We start from the raw sequence: 17,550 nt of genomic DNA, 5'->3' as shown, positions 1-17,550 counted from the left end.
CCATGAATACTCTTGATGTAACAAATTCCTTAAAACAGGATAAAGCTGTGAATTCTGAACATACACAATTTACTTCTCAGTCTACTGAGCCAAGCCGTCCAAGCACTTCGTTTACTTCGCAATTCGAAACTGGTACTTCAAGCAAAAAAAATGCGGATAAAACCGTCAAAATCAGTACCAACGATGTGCATGTCTACTATGGTGAAGCTGAAGCCATCAAAGGGATCGATTTAGAGATCTATCAAAATGAAGTGATTGCCTTCATCGGTCCTTCAGGCTGTGGTAAATCGACCTTCCTGCGTACTTTAAACCGTATGAATGACACGATTGATTCATGTCGTGTGACAGGTAAAGTCATGCTGGATAACCAGGATATTTATGATCCAAATCTAGATGTGGTCTTGCTGCGCGCACAAGTGGGTATGGTGTTCCAAAAACCAAACCCATTCCCGAAATCAATTTTTGATAACGTGGCTTATGGGCCAAAATTGCATGGTTTGGCACGTGACAAATATGATTTGGAAGAAATCGTAGAGAACAGCTTACGCAAAGCTGGTCTTTGGGATGAAGTTAAAGATCGTTTGAACCAGCCAGGTACAGGTCTTTCAGGTGGTCAGCAACAACGTTTGTGTATCGCGCGTACTATTGCCGTGAGTCCTGAAGTGATTTTGATGGATGAACCATGTTCTGCACTCGATCCAATCGCGACAGCAAAAGTCGAAGAATTGATTTCTGAATTATCCACTCAGTACACCATTGCGATTGTGACGCACTCAATGCAACAGGCTGCACGTGTGTCGGATCGTACAGCATACTTCCACTTGGGTGACTTGATTGAAGTGAACTCAACTGAGAAAGTCTTTACTCAACCTGATCATCAGTTGACAGAAGCGTACATTACCGGACGTTTCGGTTAATCGATTTCCTCGGTGAAGGAGCCGTTTGCACTAGAGTGTGAACGGCTTTTTTATTCTCTATTGCAAAAAACATATTGAATTTTAAGCGATTGGCCTTCATCTTTATGATCGTAAATGAATTTTGAGAATAGTACCGGTATGTTATTTCACTTGCCTAAATTTCCAGCGGAACTTCATGTCACTCATTTGAATGCCCGGGTGAATGAGCAACGTAAAAAGATTGCACAGAATACAGCATCCAAACTTGAACTATTACAATTAAGTCAACAGCTGGCCAAAGAGGCAAGACTTCGCAAGAAACAAAACCAGAAAATTTTTGTGATTGATTTTAAAGGAGATATACAGGCTTCAGCGGTTGAAAATCTGCGTGAAGAAATCACCTTGATTCTCGCTACAGCCAAAGCCGGACGTGACCGCGTGGTGGTGCGTCTAGAAAGCCCGGGAGGAATGGTGCATGGTTATGGTTTAGCCGCTGCGCAATTGGTGCGGTTACGTGATGCCGGTTTCCATTTGACCATTTGTGTCGATAAAGTTGCGGCGAGTGGGGGTTACATGATGGCATGTATCGCCAATCAGATTCTTTCTGCACCGTTTGCGGTGCTAGGCTCGATTGGGGTGGTGGCACAGGTGCCGAACTTTAATCGTTTGCTGAAAGAGCATCATGTAGATTTTGAGCTGTACACGGCGGGGGAATATAAGCGTACCGTCACCATGTTTGGTGAAAATACCGCAGAGGGTAAGGCCAAATTCGAGCAGGAATTACAGCAGACACATCGACTGTTCAAACATTTTGTTGAAAAGTACCGTCCTAAATTGAATGTTGAGAAGATTGCTACTGGTGAGCATTGGTATGGTCAGGATGCTCTGGATCTGAATTTGGTGGATCAGTTACAGACCTCAGATGAATATCTACTCGGATTATTGGCCCAGCATGACATTTATGTGATCAGTACCCGCCGCAAGCCTACACTCGGTGAAAAGCTCGGATTACAGGCTGCACAACTGGCGGATCATGTCATCCCGACTCTGGTGGATAAGTTGATTAATCAGGTGACTAAGACTAACCACAGTCTCGTTCAGTTGCGTGATAGCCAGCTTTAATGAGCTAGATGCGACTTTGTAAAAAGCACTGAATCTCAGTGCTTTTTATTTAAATAATTTATCGTGATGTTATGTATGATTTCTTGCTAAATTTGAGCATTATAGATGTTCATTCATCAAAATATGCATTGTCGTTTAATCATTGATTAAGTTAGAGATTGTAAAATAAGTATAACATTTAGGGGGAATCATTCATGCAGACCTTGCAGAGCAAGATTCATTTGGATAGCGCAATTCGCTTTCTGCATCTCATTATTATGTTGAGCTTTTTAGCTGCCTATTTGACCGGTGATAGCGAAGATTGGCATGACTGGCACATGATGTTTGGTTATACCTTGGCGATCAGTTTGGGATTGCGTCTGGTATGGCAATTTCTGGCACCGATGCTTGGGGTGAGTCAGCCGTTTGGTTTGCGTAAGCGGTTGACCATCGGCAAAAACTTTCTGCAGCGGGTTTTCAAAGCACCTGCTCATTTGATATCACAAGCTAGTCTTCAAGCCTTAAGTTCCGGCCTGTTTCAGGTCAGTATTTTGCTGATTTTTTTGGTGTTACCTTTTACTGTAATTTTTGGCTATGCTACAGAAAATACCTTTAATCATACGCTAAAAGAAATACATGAATTCCTGGCTAACCTGTTTTTAACTGCCGTGCTATTGCATATTGCATCGCTACTGTTGAATATGGGGGTTCAGAAAAAATTCTGGGCAAAAAAAATGTTCTGGGGACAGGAATTTTCAGGAACCGCTTTGTTCAGTATGGCTTTGATGTTAGGTGGGTTAATGGCTTTCTGGTATTGGTATCTCAGTTAATTGTGTTTGAATCATACATATAAAAATTAGGATGATAAAAATGACAATGGGCAAATCGATTTGCCCATTTTTTCTATAAGAACGTCATAAATTGTTTAGTAAGAAACTTGTTTGTTTTTACGATGGGCAGCATATAAGGCAGGCAGGCCATAAAACACACCGCCTAGAATGGCCAAGAACATGTCCTTATGGGCATCCCACGCATCACCTTGTTGGCCATTATAGTTTTCTGCAGCTTCTGGTGACATGGTCAGTGCAATCCACCATTCCAGTAGCTCGTAAATTAAGCTGGAGGCCATAATAAACTGAATAGCGAGCAGAAACAGCACATAGGGCTTGACCGGTGGTAGCCAGGCCTCAAATGTGCGGTAAATAAAAGGATAAAGTAATAAACCACATCCAAAATGAATCAGCCGATCATACATATTGCGGGGCCAGCCCATAAATTGATCGAGATCAAACCCGAACTCGTGGATCAATAGTTCATTATAGGGAACGTAAGAATATAGATAATGGGCACCGATAATGTGTAGGATCAAAAATACGTTGTAGAGATGGAACGCCCATAAGCTGTAACCAAAACGTTTATTCAGAAGAATTAACAAGATCACCATAACCACAGTGCCAGACTGATGTAGCAGGTAGGCAGCAAATTCAAGTGGATGAATTGATGCAAGCAGAGAGGCCAGTAGTACCAGTCCTAAACTGCCCCAATGGGCCATGCCAAAATTTTTATAGATCATGGGGATTATCGAGTTATTCTTAAAAATAAAAAAGCGAAGCATAGAGCTTCGCTTTTTGAATGTGAATTGTCAACAATTACAGTTTTTCAATTAACACCTTGATTTGTTTTGCTTGTTCAGCGGCATTACCGGTATAGCTTGCAGGTGTCATTTCAGCCAAACGTGCACGGTCAGCGGCAGGAACTTGTACAAGTTCTTCACCATTCACGAAATTCACCATCATGTCGCGAGTCATTGCTTGACCACGAGTAAGTGCTTTTAATTTCTCGTATGGTTTTTCTACGTTGTAACGACGCATTACCGTCTGGATTGGCTCTGCCAGAACTTCTTGAGCCTGATCAAGGTCTTCAAGTAAACGTGCAGCATTCAACTCAAGCTTACCAATACCTTTTAAGCAGGCATCAAATGCGATCAAGCTTTGTGCAAAACCAACACCCATGTTACGCAATACTGTTGAGTCTGTAAGGTCACGCTGCCAGCGAGAAATAGGTAATTTTTCACCCAAGTGTGCCAATACGGCGTTGGCAATCCCTAAGTTACCTTCAGAGTTTTCAAAGTCGATTGGGTTCACTTTGTGCGGCATAGTTGAAGAACCGACTTCGCCTTCTTTAAGTTTTTGTTTGAAATAACCCAAAGAAATATAACCCCAGACGTCACGGTTAAAGTCGATCAAGATGGTGTTGAAACGACGTAACGCATCGAACAGTTCAGCCATGTAATCATGTGGTTCGATTTGTGTAGTGTATGGGTTGAATGTTAAGCCCAAAGATTCAACAAAAGCTTGTGAATGGCAAGCCCAGTCTATATTGGGGTAAGCAGACAGGTGCGCATTGTAGTTACCTACAGCACCGTTGATTTTGCCAAGCAATTCTACGTTATTGAATTGTTTGATTTGACGTGCCAAGCGGTAAGCGACGTTGGCCATTTCTTTACCCAAAGTGGTTGGGCTGGCAGTTTGACCGTGAGTACGAGACAACATTGGTTGGTCTGCATGGGTTTCAGCCAAAGCGACAATCGCATCTAGGATTTTTTGCATAGATGCTGCAAGCACTTCACGGCCATTTTTTAACATCAAGGCATGTGACAAGTTGTTGATGTCTTCAGACGTACAGGCAAAGTGAATAAACTCACCAGCATTTTTCAGTGCGTCAATCCCTGCAATTTTCTCTTTTAAGAAATATTCAACGGCTTTCACGTCATGGTTGGTCGTGCGTTCAATTTCTTTAATACGGTTAGCGTCATCTTCAGAGAATTGTGTGATGATTGCATCAAGTGCTGCATTGGTTTCATCTGAAAATGCAGGAACTTCAGTGATTTCAGGGCGGTTCGCCAAGGCTTGTAACCAACGTACTTCAACCGTTACACGAGCATGAATCAAGCCGAACTCAGAAAGGAAAGGGCGCAGCGCATCACATTTGCTGGCATAACGTCCATCAAGTGGAGAAAGTGCGGTTAAAGCATTCATAGGGATTCCTTAATCATGGAATAAAGGTAAAAGTGAAAGTCTTTGCAGTATGGTTAAATGACCTGATACTGCAAACGGGCCAAATCTTGAATATCGTGCAATAGCTTACGCTTGCTAAAAATCATGTTCCAGGAGCTGCCACCCAGCTGACGCCAGAGATGCGCCAGTTGCAAGCCAGTAAACAGGCTGGCACGAATCCGGTTGGTGTGCTGGCTGTCTTTAAACGCTTCTGGATTTCCTCTGACTAGAATCCGCGGGTTGATCTGACCGGCGGTATCCACATAGGTCTGTGCCAGATTGGCAAGAATGCTTGGATGCAGATAATTATTGTCGAAGAAAGACAGCTGTTTCAGAATTTTTTGCTGTGATTGTTCAATAATTTCAACGTATTTAGGATTGCTGTAGACTTTTTTTTCTAGTTGCAGTAGTGACATCGCATAGGAAAGCGGTAATTTGGCATGGCTGAGTTTGGGCAATTTGGATTTGGGCATCACCGAAAAGGGCTGGGTAATACTACTTTCCAATGTTTTAAGTCCCAAGGACACATCAGCCAACTGATGAAAAAAATCCAGCGTTTGAGTGGAATGATTGCGAGTGGGGCGAATATTCAGGCTGGCTTTGAGCAACTGTTCAAAATAGAAATTGCCACTTTCACCAATGCTGTGACGCCCGCTCATAGCCGTCATATGTGTGAGCTGGGCAGCCTGAAAAACACCAGCCAAGGCCAGTGCACGGTTTTGCCGTGTGCTTAAAGCGGGTGGTTGCTGAAAAGGTAGCTCAACCATGCCTGACATTCCTTTAAATAAAATCCGGTTTAGGTGCGTTGGTCTGTAAAATGACCCCGCCACCCAAACAGCTCTCATCCTGATAAAATACCACGCTTTGACCCGGTGTCACGGCACGTTGTGGCTCGTCAAACTCAACACGAATTCGGCTACTGTCTGGCGTATCGCGATACAGTGTGCAGGCTTGGTCTGGCTGACGGTAACGGGTTTTAGCTGTGCAGCGTAAACCATTCGCGGGAATTTCTTGTTCTCCAGCAACCCAGTCGACATTGTCTGTCCAGAGCATGGTGCTTTGCATCAGCGGATGCTCATGTCCTTGACCAACGACCAGACGATTGCCTTCAACATCTTTATACAGCACAAACCAGGCACCTTCTTGGGCACCTTTCATGCCACCGAGACCGATACCACCGCGCTGTCCCAAGGTGTAATACATCAGGCCATGATGCTCACCCACTTCCTGACCATTATCTAGCACGATCTTGCCGGGTTGAGCGGGTAAATATTGTTTAAGGAAATCATTAAAACGGCGTTCACCAATAAAGCAGATACCGGTTGAGTCTTTTTTCTTTGCGGTCACTAAACCTAATTCTTCGGCAATTTTACGCACCTGTGGTTTTTCAATTTCACCTACAGGGAAAAGGGTTTTATTGATTTCGCGACCATGTACTGCGTGCAAGAAATAGGTCTGATCTTTATTTTTATCCAAACCGCGCAGCAGAGGGGCGTAGGCTTCGCCTTTCGAATTGTAGAGTGTCTCACCTCGACGTGCGTAGTGGCCTGTGGCAATAAAATCTGCTCCCAGTGTCATCGCATGGTCGAGAAAAGCACGGAACTTGATTTCTTTATTGCAGAGAATATCCGGGTTCGGCGTACGGCCAGCTGCATATTCCGCCAGAAAATGTTCAAACACCCGGTCCCAGTATTCCATGGCAAAATTTGCAGTGTGCAACTTAATTCCGAGTTTGTCACATACAGCCTGTGCATCGGCCAAATCTTCCAGTGCTGTACAATATTCCGTGCCGTCATCTTCTTCCCAGTTTTTCATGAAAAGACCTTCAACCTGATACCCTTGTTGAAGTAATAGCGCTGCAGAAACAGAAGAATCTACACCACCTGACATACCGACAATGACACGTTGTTGCATAGGATTAGGCATCCAAATGAGAGGTTAATGAGGGAGAAAAATGCTCATAAATTAGCGACAGTGGATATTTCTGACCCGCTAGGGCATCTTGAATGGCTTTGATAACCAAAGGACTACGCGCACGTGCTGAAGCTTGCAGTTCATCTAAGCTCATCCAGCAAATGCCGGTAATACCATCGTCTAGCTCAGCTGAAGCATCATACTCAATGCTATGTGCCAAAAAACAGAAGCGGTAATAGGTACGATCAGGAAACATTGGCGGTGTATAGGTATAGATCCCGAGTAAGGAATCAATTTCCACCGTGTGGCCAGTTTCTTCTTGGGTCTCGCGGATCGCGGCCTGGATCAGGGTTTCCCCACATTCCACATGACCTGCAGGCTGATTGAAGACAGTATGAACCACCCCTTCAGTATGTTCTTCAACGAATAAATAACGCCCGTCTTTTTCTACGACAGTCGCAACAGTGACATGGGGTGTCCAAGCGGTCATCAAAAAGCACCATAGGATAAAAGTCGTATTCTACGAAATTTCTCGCTACATGGCTATGCCGATCTAACCGTGAGGTACCTGATATCAGATAAAATACTGATCATCAGGCTCACATGTCTAAACTAGCAAATCTTTAATCTGCAGCCTGATTGTCTTTATGGTGGTTCATGACCTTCACATAATGTAAGGCTGAATATGGCAAGAAGGCGATTTCTTTTTCGGTCAGTGGACGTACCTGCTGTACCGGACTTCCCACATACAGATAGCCGCTTTTTAATACCTTGCGTGGGGGTACCAGACTACCTGCACCAATCATCACGTTGTCTTCAATGATCACGTCATCGAGTACCACAGTATTGATCCCGATTAAGACCCGATTACCAATGCTACAGCCATGCAAGGTGACATGGTGGCCAATGGTGACATCTTCCCCGATGATGAGCGGAGAACCATTTGGTTTTACCTCATTTTTATGGCTGACATGCAGCATGGCATGATCTTGCACATTGCTATTACGGCCGATCTCAATGCTGTTGACATCCCCACGGATGACTGCAAAAGGCCAAACCGAAACATTTTCGGCCAGTTTGACATCGCCAATTACGACGGACATGTCATCAATATAACAGCTGGAATCAATTTGGGGCTGATGTTCGAGGTACGGCCGGATATTCTTTTGCATAGGTTTAGCTGAATTTTTATAGATAGGGATAAAGTATAAAATAAAAAAGCATTCATACCGTAGATATGAATGCTTTTTTGCAGCGACCTGAATTTAGAACAGGTTGCTGAAGAATTGCTTGATATGGTCAATCAGACGTGAGAAGAAGCCGGCTTCTTCTACTGGTTTTAAGGCAACGAGTGGTTTTTCAGCAATCACTTTACCATCTAGGCTTGCCACTAATTTACCAATCACCTGACCTTTTTGTAGTGGCGCATTCAGTTTAGGCTGAACCACCAACTGGGTTTTGATCTTGTCAGCTTGGCCTTTTGGCATAGTGACGTTGAAGTTTTCCGCTAGACCGATTTGTACTTCATTTTCTTTACCAAAATAGACTTTGCTCTTTGCAAGCACCTGATTGGCTGGCTGTACGTTAACGGTTTCAAAGTTCGCGTAGCCCCAAGCGAGCAGTTCACGTGTTTGTGAAGCACGTTCATTCATGCTTGGTGCACCAAAAATCACCGAGATCAGACGCATTGGACCACGTTTGCTGGATGTTGTCAGACAGTAACCAGCTTCTTCAGTATGACCGGTTTTTAAACCATCCACGCTTGGATCGGTATAAAGCAGGGCATTACGGTTACCTTGCTTGATACCGTTAAAGGTAAATTCTTTTTCTGAATAGATTGGATAATATTTTGAGCTGTCTTTAATGATGTGCTGTGCCAGTGTTGCCATATCTTTCGCTGTAGAGTAGTGACCTTCAGCTGGCATACCGGTTGAATTCATGAAGTGTGTATTGGTCATGCCAATACGTTTTGCTTCTTGGTTCATCGCATGAGCAAAAGTCCCTTCATTGCCAGAAATGTGCTCTGCCATGGCTTTAGAAGCATCGTTACCCGATTGAATAATAATCCCGCGCAGCATCTCCAATACGGTTGCCGTACCATTCAATGGGACATACATACAGGACTCTGTGCTGCTACCACGGCACCATGCGGATTCGTTCATGCGAACTTTTTCATTTTCCGTCAGTTCGCCTTTTAATAATTTTTGCTCGATGAGGTAACTGGTCATCATTTTGGTCATCGATGCAGGGGCTAGCTTTTCATTTTCATTTTTGGCAGCCAGGATTTGTCCCGTCTCGTAATCCATCAACACATATGATTTATTGTTTAATTCTGGTGGAGAGGATAAGACTGTTGCTGCATAAGAAAAACTAGGTATAAGTAACAATGCAGCAATGGCGCTTTTTCGGGTCATTCTAGGTGTTTCCAATCTTAGTACAGGGGCACAAACGAGCTAGCATTTTAGGACAAAGCAAAGCCGACTGCTATGGGCAAAGTCGGCTTATTTCAGAATGTATTGTAACTATTTAGTTTTTGCGATCGTAGGCCATGATCTCTTCACAGATTTGTTTATTTTCAGTATCTCCAGCCACTTGGGCATCGTTTTGAGCTTCTTTCAGGACTTTCTCGAATTGCGCTGTTTGGCTCAGTTGTTTTAATGCAGCAACGGGATCTTTTTCTTGTGGCAAATGTTCAGCGGCTAAGGCTGCCATCCCTTGCTTGAACTGTGGGTTATCACCGACCAATTTCGGGCAAATGTCCGACAAAACGTAAATCGCTGCCAGCTCTTCTTGAGTAATTTGCTGTTGAGTGACTTCAATATTTTCCGTAGAGGCTGCCTGAGTACTGCTCAGTACGAACGCCATGCTTAATCCGAGGCCATATGCACACGTTTTTATCCAGTTGAATTTCATGTTATTCCTGATGCGTCTTGATCAAACCATAATGCAAAATAGCCTAATGCTTTTGCAATCGAAATGTCGCAAAAAAATGTATCAATGCTGTTGCTTTGAATCACATGTCTGGGGTGTTATTTAAATAACTCATGTATGGTTTGAATGACTGTAGCGGGGCAACGAATAAACGCGAAGCTTATAGATCTAGGCTTACACCGAAGTTGTGAACCTGTTCATGTAATGACTGGATGAAACTGTTGAAGTCGCTATAATCCATAATCGATTTTGTATTTTTACTTTTCGCTGTTTATTAATAGATTGAGATTGTTGTGAATATTCTTCTTGCCAATGATGATGGTGTTTTTGCACCCGGGATTCAAGCACTTGCACACGCATTACGACCGTTAGGCCGTGTCGTGATTGTGGCACCAGAAAGCGAACGTAGCGGTTTTTCTAGTGCCCTAACCCTAGACCGCCCTTTACGTGCTGTACCGATTGCTGAAGATGTCTGGGCAGTCAATGGTACACCGGCGGATTGTGTATATTTATCTATGAATGGCCTGTTTGATTTCGAATTTGATCTGGTGGTCAGCGGCATTAACAGTGGTGCCAACCTTGGTGATGATGTGCTGTATTCGGGAACCGTGGGTGCTGCATTTGAAGGGCGTCTGATGAAACAGCCAGCACTTGCGGTTTCCTTGGCAGGGAGTAATGTTCGTTCTTATTTGCATCCGAATGATTATGCCGTTGCAGCAAAATGGATGCATGATTTTATTGCCGCAGGGGTGCCCAAATTGCCTCCACGCCATATCCTGAATATCAATATTCCAGATGTGGAAGAGCTACAGGGCGCACAGATTACCTATCAGGGCTGCCGGACACAGTCTAAACCGATTACCAGCCATGTCGATCCACGTGGCCGTCAAGTCTACTGGATCGGACTGGCCGGTGAAGCAGTTGCTGAACCTCGTAAAAATGTTGCTGATATTCAGTCCGATTTTTTTGCGGTTGCGAATGGTTACGTGAGCATTACCCCGATTCAGATGGATGCAACCAATTATGAGGTTCTCAGCAGTTTACAAAACCAATTAAGTGCAATGCGATAAAAACAAAATAGAATGTTATAACTTTGTGAAAAAGACAGCTGGATACAGGTGTTTTAGCTGTCTTTTTTGTTAACCTTAGCCCATCTTGATTTTTATGTTTGACTGAACCTGGAGAGGGAGATCAATGCAATTGCTTCGACAACAGCCATTCTTTTATGTGCCGACAAATATGCTAAAAACCATCGTGTTGTCCGTAGCCGTTGTTTCAACGATTGCACTGACTGGTTGTGCCTCTAAACCTCAAGTCAATAATCCTGCACGTTATGCGATTGCTCCTGAGTTCTACACTGTGCGTTCCGGAGATACCTTGAGTGGGATTGCTGCGCGCTACGGCTTGAGTTACACCAGTATTGCTGAAATGAATGATATTACACCGCCTTACCGGATTTATGTGAATCAGTCATTACGCCTGAAACAATCTGGGACAGCGCGTCGCAGTACTACGACCCAAGCTGTTACACAAGCTGCACCGATTCAACGTCAAAGTATGAATTTTCCGAGTGCCCCAGTCGTGAGCAGTCCACCTGTTCAATCAGCTACTTCGGTTGCAATTGCGAAAGCGAGTAGCTTACGTTGGGTGAAACCAAGTAATGGTGCCGTGCTGCAAGGTTTCAATCTAGCCAGCAATGTGAAGGGGATTCGCTATGCGGGTAATATGGGGGATCCTGTATATGCAGCAGCAGATGGTCAGGTAGTCTACGCTGCAGATGGCTTAAAAGAATATGGCAATCTGGTGCTGATTAAGCATATTGATGGTTATATCACTGCCTATGCACATAACAGTAAAATGAATGTGAAAAGTGGTGAAAATGTGAAAGCAGGGCAGAAGATTGCTGAGATGGGATCGAGTGGAACCAATCGTGTGATGCTGGAGTTTCAGGTCCGTTTAGATGGTAAGCCGGTGAATCCTGTCGGTGTTTTACCAACTAATTGATAAAAATAATGCATTATGTGAAATTCCTCGTATAATACAATGAGTTGCTTTTATCAAAAAGGATGGAGCATCTCATAATTTCAGAGGGAAATTTATGTTAGACCAACTTCGAGCAATGGGTGTCTTTGCTTGTGTTGTAGAAAAAAGTTCATTCAGTGGTGCTGCCCGAGCTTTGGGCATTACCACCAGTGCTGTCAGCCAACAGATTCGCTCCTTAGAACATGAAATGGAAGTCACCCTTCTGCACCGTTCGACACGAAAGCTGAGTTTGACTGAGGCGGGCCAGACTTTTTTCCACAGCTGCCAAGAAATGCTCGCTGCTGCGGAACGCGGCAGAACGCGTATCAATGAATTGCGTGATGATCTGGTTGGTGAATTACGTATCGCTACGACGCCTGAATTGGGGGCAAACCATCTGGTGCCTGCTTTGTCGCACTGGATGGCGGCGCATCGTGGCCTATCCGTTAAAATAGAAACCAATAACCATGATGTCGACTTGATAGAAGGGCGGATTGATATTGCACTGCGGATGAATCCTCAGGCAGAAGATCAGCATATTGCATCTGTACCATTAACACCGGTTGAACAGATTCTGGTTGCTGCACCGAGCTATTTAAATCAGACCGTACCGCTCACCCGGCCGGAAGATTTACAGCATCATGAACTGCTTCCAACCAATATCATCAAGAATGATCGGCATTTCGCATTTCAGCACAACAGCACTGGCGAAGCAGTTGAGGTTGAGATGAATGCCCGTTTGCATTCCAATAATGTTTCAGTCGCCAAATCCTTGTGTAAACAGGGCCACGGTATTGCACGCATTTTTTATCTGGATGTGCAAAAAGAATTAAAGAACGGGTCGTTAGTGGAAGTCCTTCCGGAATGGAAATTACCCGCGTTCACTTTATGTGCGATGATTTCGAAACAAGAACAACAACCGATTAAAATCCATCGCTGTGTTGATGCATTGAAACAATATTTTAGCCAGTTACCCGGTGGCCGAATTTTTCAAGACGCTTTATAAAAGCTGAAGAATAAAAAAAGCCGCGAACCGCGGCTTTTTCAATGCATTAAATCATTAGGCTGCAAGAAAATCCTGGATCAATGGAACCAGACGCTGCACAAGATCGTCAGCCTGTTCGCGGGTCATGTTCAATGGCGGCAACAGACGTACCACATTGCCAGCGGTTACGTTAATAATGAGTTTTTGCTGATCACGAGCAATATTCACCAGTTCCGCACAAGCTTTTGGTAGTTCAATCCCGATCATCATGCCGAAACCACGAACAATCACGTTCTGGACTGCCAGTTTTTCACGCAGTTGATCCACGATGTACTGACCCACTTGAGCGGCATTTTCCATGGTGTTTTCTTTTTGCATTAGGTCGATCACGGTATAGACTACGCGCGAACCCAAAGCCGTACCACCGTAAGTTGAACCGTGGTTGCCTGCTGCCAATACGCCAACAGCACGTCCTTGAGTCATGACCGCGCCAATCGGGAAACCATTACCCAATCCTTTTGCTGTGGTTAAAACATCTGGCACGATATTGGTATGCTGATAGGCAAAATATTTTCCGGTACGGCCATTACCCGTCTGGACTTCATCCAGCATCATGAGCCAGTTGTGCTGGTTACAGATCTGACGGACGTCTTCAAGATAGCTAAACCCTTGTGGTGCAGTATTGACACCGCCTTCACCCTGGATCGGTTCAATCAAAATCGCCACGATGTCTGGGTGCTGGATCGCTGCTTCCTGAATGGCTTCGATATCGCCAAAAGGCACACGGATAAAACCTTCTACGAGTGGAGCAAAACCTTCCTGCACTTTGGCATTACCTGTCGCAGAAAGCGTCGCAAGGGTACGGCCATGGAAAGATTTCTCTGCCACAATAATTTTAGGATGGCTGATGCCTTGTTGGTGGCCATATTTACGTGCAATTTTGATTGCACCTTCATTGGATTCCGCACCACTGTTGGAGAAGAAAATCTCTTCCATACCGGAGACTTCAGCCAGTTTTTGTGCAGCGGCCGTTTGCCATGGAATTTCAAACAGGTTACTGGTATGAATCAGGGTGGCTGCCTGTTCAGCAATCGCTTCTGCAATCACAGGATGGGCATGACCTAAGCCGCATACGGCAATCCCGGTGAGTGCATCTAGGTATTCACTGCCATCTGCTGTATAAAGATAAGCACCTCGTCCTCGTACAAAGCTGATCGGTTGACGGCCATAAGTTGGCATCAAATGAGATGGTTGATCAGGTTGTACCGGAGCAAGGGTGATATGATTCATGACAGAACTCTTATCTGTTAAGTGACTAGAAAAAGTTTATATAAGCAAAATCTGCCTCAGAATAAAAGCCCAAATGTAAAATTAAAACAGAAATATCGTGGCGATTGGTCCTGTTTGCCGAAGTTTTAGGTATAATGCGCGCAGATGAGTTGAGGATCTTTCTATGACTGAACAAGCACGTGATACTGAAGCATTAATTCGCGATCAAATTGCTAAACATGCTGTACTCCTTTACATGAAAGGTACGCCGCAATTTCCACAATGTGGTTTCTCAGCACGTGCTGTGGAAGCGCTCAGTCAGATTGGCCGTCCGTTTGCTTATGTGAATATTCTTGAAAATCCAGATATTCGTGCAACTTTACCAAAAATTGCCAACTGGCCAACTTTCCCACAATTGTGGGTGAATGGTGAGTTGATTGGCGGTAGCGACATCATGCTTGAAATGTTCCAGAGCGGCGAACTCAAGCCATTGATCGAAGCACATAGTGCAGCACCTGAAGCATAATTTGCTTACAGTCAAAAAAAGCGCCTGTTGATCAGGCGCTTTTTTTATGGGGCTTGACTGATTCAATTCACCAGTTCTGCAGACTGATTGGTATTTTCATCGCTCGCTTTCTGTTCTGCATTCAGTGATTGATCCGGACGAGCACTTTCATCTGCTTTCTTTTTTTTCTTCTTTTTTTTCTTTTTCTTCGGCTCTTCTTCCAGTTCAGCACCATCTTCGATTGCTTGCCAGTATTCCAGTTGCTCCATCACAGCCGCATAGATCGAGTTTTTGCTATAACGGCCTTTCTTGTTGAGGGTGCCAACAGGGCGGGCCATCAGGATTTCCAGTGCCTGATCAATGGTATCAATGGCATGAACATGGAACTGTCCGGCCTGTACGGCATCAATCACATCCTGGCGTAACATCAGATGTTGCATGTTCTGGCGCGGAATAATGACGCCTTGTTTACCGGTTAGACCTTGCAGTTTGCAGGCATCATAGAAGCCTTCAATTTTGGCATTGACACCCCCAATCGGCTGCACCTGGCCAAGCTGGTTCATAGAGCCGGTAATTGCCCAGGATTGATCAATCGGGATTTGGCTAATGGCTGAAATGAGGGCGCAGAGTTCAGCAACGGTGGCACTGTCGCCATCAATTTGTCCGTAGCTTTGTTCGAAAGCCAATGCAGCCGAGAAGTGCAAAATCTGTTCACGGCCAAAGTGGGCTTTCAGAAAGCTGGCCATCAGTAACACACCTTTGGCATGTAATGAACCACCCAGCTCTACACTACGTTCTATATCCAGAATATCTCCACCGCCTTGATAGACAGAAGCGGTCAAACGCGATGGCAAGCCAAACTCTACATCCGCATAATGAATCACAGAAATGGCGTTAATTTGGCCGAGGCGGTGGCCACGTGTCTCGATGAGCTGAGTTCCACTTGACAGATCCTGCCAATACAATTCACGCAAATAGCCTAAGCGGTATTGGCGGTTATGTAAGGCTGTGTTGATATGTTTGGCCGAGACGATTTTATCTTCTGCCTGTACCGCATGGTGATGCGATTCACGGATCAAGTCCCCCAAAGTCAGCGCATGCAGGGAGAGTGAACTCTGATCTTCAGCTTGACGGCTTGAATCGGTTAGCAGGGCAGCGAGTGCAGAACGGTCAAACGGCAACAGTTTATCTGCCTGTACATAATCAGCGATCAGCTGCATGTAAGCATGTTCATTTTCTGCTGTACGTTGCAGGGTATCAGTAAAATCTGCCCGGATTTTAAAAATACTACCCAGTTCAGGTTCTAGTTCCAGAATTTCATAGTAAATTTCCGGTTCGGCCAGCAAAACGACTTTTAAATTCAGTGGAATGGCCTGGGGTTCAATCGAAATACTACCGGTCAGGGTAAGCATATGTTCTAGCGAAGAGAGCTTTAACTGACCCGATTTCAGTGCACGTTTCAGACCTTGCCAAGCATACGGTTGTTCCAATAATTGCTCAGCTTCGAGCATGAGAAAACCGCCATTGGCACGATGTAAGGCACCCGCACGAATGAGGGTGAAATCCGTGGTAATAGTACCGTTATGCGTCAGTTGCTCAACGTGACCTAACAAATTGTAGTGGGTTGGAAAGTCTTCAAAAATAACCGGTGCACCACTGTTAGCTTTATTGCTGACAATGACATTCGCCTGATAGCGCGCGGGAATACGGCTAAACATCGCCGGAGAGAAATCATCTTCTTCCTGATCCAGAATCATTTCTACATGGTCAATGATGTCTTGAGCATACAGTTTTAGATACTGCTCTAAGCCTTTAACTTCACTGAATTTATTCAGAATTTGCTCGATCCGTGGTAGTACCACCTGCTTTGCAATATCACGATTGAGGTCAAAGACACGGTCACGAGCATCATCTTCGAGATCGCCCAGATGTAAACCGAGACGTTCCAGCTTTTTATCCATATAGCGGATATTGGCGGCGATTTCGGCACGCTCTTTACTACTTAAAGCATTGATTTCATCTTGTGTCATTTCCTGCATCTGGTCATTTTTAAGATGAACAGGAACAAAACAGTGTTCTTCCTGACGTGAAATCAGTTTCAAATCGAGTGCTTCACCTTCCTTAGTGATCGCAATCAACGCTTGTTGCTGTTCCGTGCCGGTACGTTGGCGGATCTGTTCAATTTTATTGTGATAGGTTTCTGCACTAAAACGGCGTTCGAGCTGCTTGAGTAAGGTTTGCCAGGTTTGATGCAGTAGATCGGCAAATTTGCTTCCTTGACCTGCTGGAAAACATAGGCCAATTGGCTGACGCGGGCTTTGAAAGTTATAACCATAGACCCAGTCGTCTGGGGTCGGCATGCTCTTGGCATGCTGCTGTAACAGACGTCGAATCATGGTTCTTTTACCAAGACCTGCGGTACCGACAGCAAAAATGTTGTAGCCGGAATAAGGTAATGAGATCCCTGCTTCTACTGAGGCTTTCGCACGATCCTGACCGAGAAAGTTATTTAATGGTTTAATCCGTTTGGTTGAAGCAGGAATATTTTCCAGGTTAGGGATATGGGTGAGTTGTTTATTGTGTAATGCGGTTTTTTGTAATGTACCCTGAATGTCGGCTTGCTCAAATGCAGAAGGATTTTCCTGAATATTTTTTGCGATTTGGGGAAGTAAAGCGGGGGTGGAAGAACAAGTCATCTGGTCGAGTCTTTGCGTCACTGTGAAAATCCAAAACTGAAGCTGCGTAATAGATTTTAAGGTATACAGGTTTAACCGAAAATATCAAGCGAGCCGTCCGGTTTATCAACAAAATAAAATAATCCTTGCACAAATCGGGTTGCAACATTTGTGATTAACGGTTTGAATAACAATC

General features: G+C 44.5%; 17 protein-coding genes. 7 read left to right on the top strand and 10 right to left on the bottom strand.

Annotated elements, in window-relative coordinates; translation table 11 throughout:
- Positions 1-2 precede the first annotated feature (2 nt).
- From pstB to PGW99_RS07335, 3 genes are all read left to right on the top strand, one after another.
- Positions 3-917, top strand: coding sequence for a phosphate ABC transporter ATP-binding protein PstB (pstB, locus tag PGW99_RS07345; RefSeq protein WP_273776960.1), 915 nt, complete (start codon positions 3-5; stop codon positions 915-917).
- Positions 918-1,055: 138 nt separating this feature from the next.
- Entirely contained in the window at positions 1,056-2,018 is a 963-nt protein-coding gene (sohB, locus tag PGW99_RS07340) for a protease SohB (protein WP_273779466.1), read from the top strand.
- 194 nt (positions 2,019-2,212) lie between these two features.
- The gene (locus tag PGW99_RS07335; protein ID WP_273776959.1) at positions 2,213-2,827 is read left to right on the top strand and encodes a cytochrome b/b6 domain-containing protein; all 615 of its coding nucleotides are present in this window, start codon (positions 2,213-2,215) and stop codon (positions 2,825-2,827) included.
- 95 nt (positions 2,828-2,922) lie between these two features.
- Here the strand turns inward: PGW99_RS07335 and PGW99_RS07330 are convergent, their stop codons facing one another.
- The 8 genes from PGW99_RS07330 to PGW99_RS07295 all read right to left on the bottom strand — a co-directional run bounded on the left by PGW99_RS07330 (position 2,923) and on the right by PGW99_RS07295 (position 9,832).
- Complete coding sequence (locus PGW99_RS07330) at positions 2,923-3,570, bottom strand: DUF2238 domain-containing protein (RefSeq protein ID WP_273776957.1); 648 nt, start codon at positions 3,568-3,570, stop codon at positions 2,923-2,925.
- A 76-nt stretch (positions 3,571-3,646) separates the two neighbouring features.
- A complete protein-coding gene (gene purB / locus PGW99_RS07325) occupies positions 3,647-5,035 on the bottom strand; it encodes an adenylosuccinate lyase (RefSeq protein ID WP_273776956.1) in 1,389 nt (462 codons plus the stop codon).
- A gap of 53 nt (positions 5,036-5,088) precedes the next feature.
- Positions 5,089-5,820 (bottom strand): high frequency lysogenization protein HflD, encoded by a 732-nt coding sequence (gene hflD / locus PGW99_RS07320; protein WP_273776955.1) that lies wholly within the window; start codon positions 5,818-5,820, stop codon positions 5,089-5,091.
- Positions 5,821-5,833: 13 nt separating this feature from the next.
- A complete protein-coding gene (gene mnmA / locus PGW99_RS07315) occupies positions 5,834-6,967 on the bottom strand; it encodes a tRNA 2-thiouridine(34) synthase MnmA (RefSeq protein ID WP_273776953.1) in 1,134 nt (377 codons plus the stop codon).
- Between the two features lie 4 nt (positions 6,968-6,971).
- A complete protein-coding gene (locus PGW99_RS07310) occupies positions 6,972-7,457 on the bottom strand; it encodes an NUDIX hydrolase (protein WP_273776951.1) in 486 nt (161 codons plus the stop codon).
- Between the two features lie 133 nt (positions 7,458-7,590).
- Positions 7,591-8,139, bottom strand: a complete 549-nt coding sequence (locus PGW99_RS07305) for a gamma carbonic anhydrase family protein (protein ID WP_273776950.1) — start codon at positions 8,137-8,139, stop codon at positions 7,591-7,593.
- 93 nt (positions 8,140-8,232) lie between these two features.
- Positions 8,233-9,381 carry a D-alanyl-D-alanine carboxypeptidase PBP5/6 gene (dacC, locus tag PGW99_RS07300; protein WP_273776948.1) on the bottom strand — a complete coding sequence of 383 codons (1,149 nt, stop codon included), beginning with the start codon at positions 9,379-9,381 and terminating at the stop codon, positions 8,233-8,235.
- A gap of 112 nt (positions 9,382-9,493) precedes the next feature.
- Complete coding sequence (locus PGW99_RS07295; RefSeq protein ID WP_273776947.1) at positions 9,494-9,832, bottom strand: MCR_0457 family protein; 339 nt, start codon at positions 9,830-9,832, stop codon at positions 9,494-9,496.
- A gap of 359 nt (positions 9,833-10,191) precedes the next feature.
- On the opposite strand from PGW99_RS07295, the gene surE reads away from it, so the two are divergent.
- The 3 genes from surE to PGW99_RS07280 all read left to right on the top strand — a co-directional run bounded on the left by surE (position 10,192) and on the right by PGW99_RS07280 (position 12,926).
- Complete coding sequence (surE, locus tag PGW99_RS07290) at positions 10,192-10,968, top strand: 5'/3'-nucleotidase SurE (protein WP_273776945.1); 777 nt, start codon at positions 10,192-10,194, stop codon at positions 10,966-10,968.
- A gap of 124 nt (positions 10,969-11,092) precedes the next feature.
- On the top strand, positions 11,093-11,902 hold the full coding sequence (locus PGW99_RS07285; RefSeq protein WP_273776943.1) for a peptidoglycan DD-metalloendopeptidase family protein: 810 nt from the start codon (positions 11,093-11,095) through the stop codon (positions 11,900-11,902).
- Between the two features lie 94 nt (positions 11,903-11,996).
- On the top strand, positions 11,997-12,926 hold the full coding sequence (locus PGW99_RS07280) for a LysR family transcriptional regulator (protein ID WP_273776940.1): 930 nt from the start codon (positions 11,997-11,999) through the stop codon (positions 12,924-12,926).
- A 54-nt stretch (positions 12,927-12,980) separates the two neighbouring features.
- Here the strand turns inward: PGW99_RS07280 and PGW99_RS07275 are convergent, their stop codons facing one another.
- On the bottom strand, positions 12,981-14,195 hold the full coding sequence (locus PGW99_RS07275; RefSeq protein ID WP_273776939.1) for an aspartate aminotransferase family protein: 1,215 nt from the start codon (positions 14,193-14,195) through the stop codon (positions 12,981-12,983).
- A 163-nt stretch (positions 14,196-14,358) separates the two neighbouring features.
- On the opposite strand from PGW99_RS07275, the gene grxD reads away from it, so the two are divergent.
- Positions 14,359-14,700, top strand: a complete 342-nt coding sequence (gene grxD / locus PGW99_RS07270) for a Grx4 family monothiol glutaredoxin (protein ID WP_273776938.1) — start codon at positions 14,359-14,361, stop codon at positions 14,698-14,700.
- Positions 14,701-14,762: 62 nt separating this feature from the next.
- Here the strand turns inward: grxD and PGW99_RS07265 are convergent, their stop codons facing one another.
- Complete coding sequence (locus PGW99_RS07265) at positions 14,763-17,396, bottom strand: Lon protease family protein (protein ID WP_273776937.1); 2,634 nt, start codon at positions 17,394-17,396, stop codon at positions 14,763-14,765.
- Positions 17,397-17,550: the final 154 nt, after the last annotated feature.

Origin of the sequence: Acinetobacter sp. GSS19, from assembly GCF_028621895.1 — a bacterium.
GTDB lineage: Bacteria > Pseudomonadota > Gammaproteobacteria > Pseudomonadales > Moraxellaceae > Acinetobacter.
This window is presented reverse-complemented; position numbering and strand designations above follow the sequence as displayed.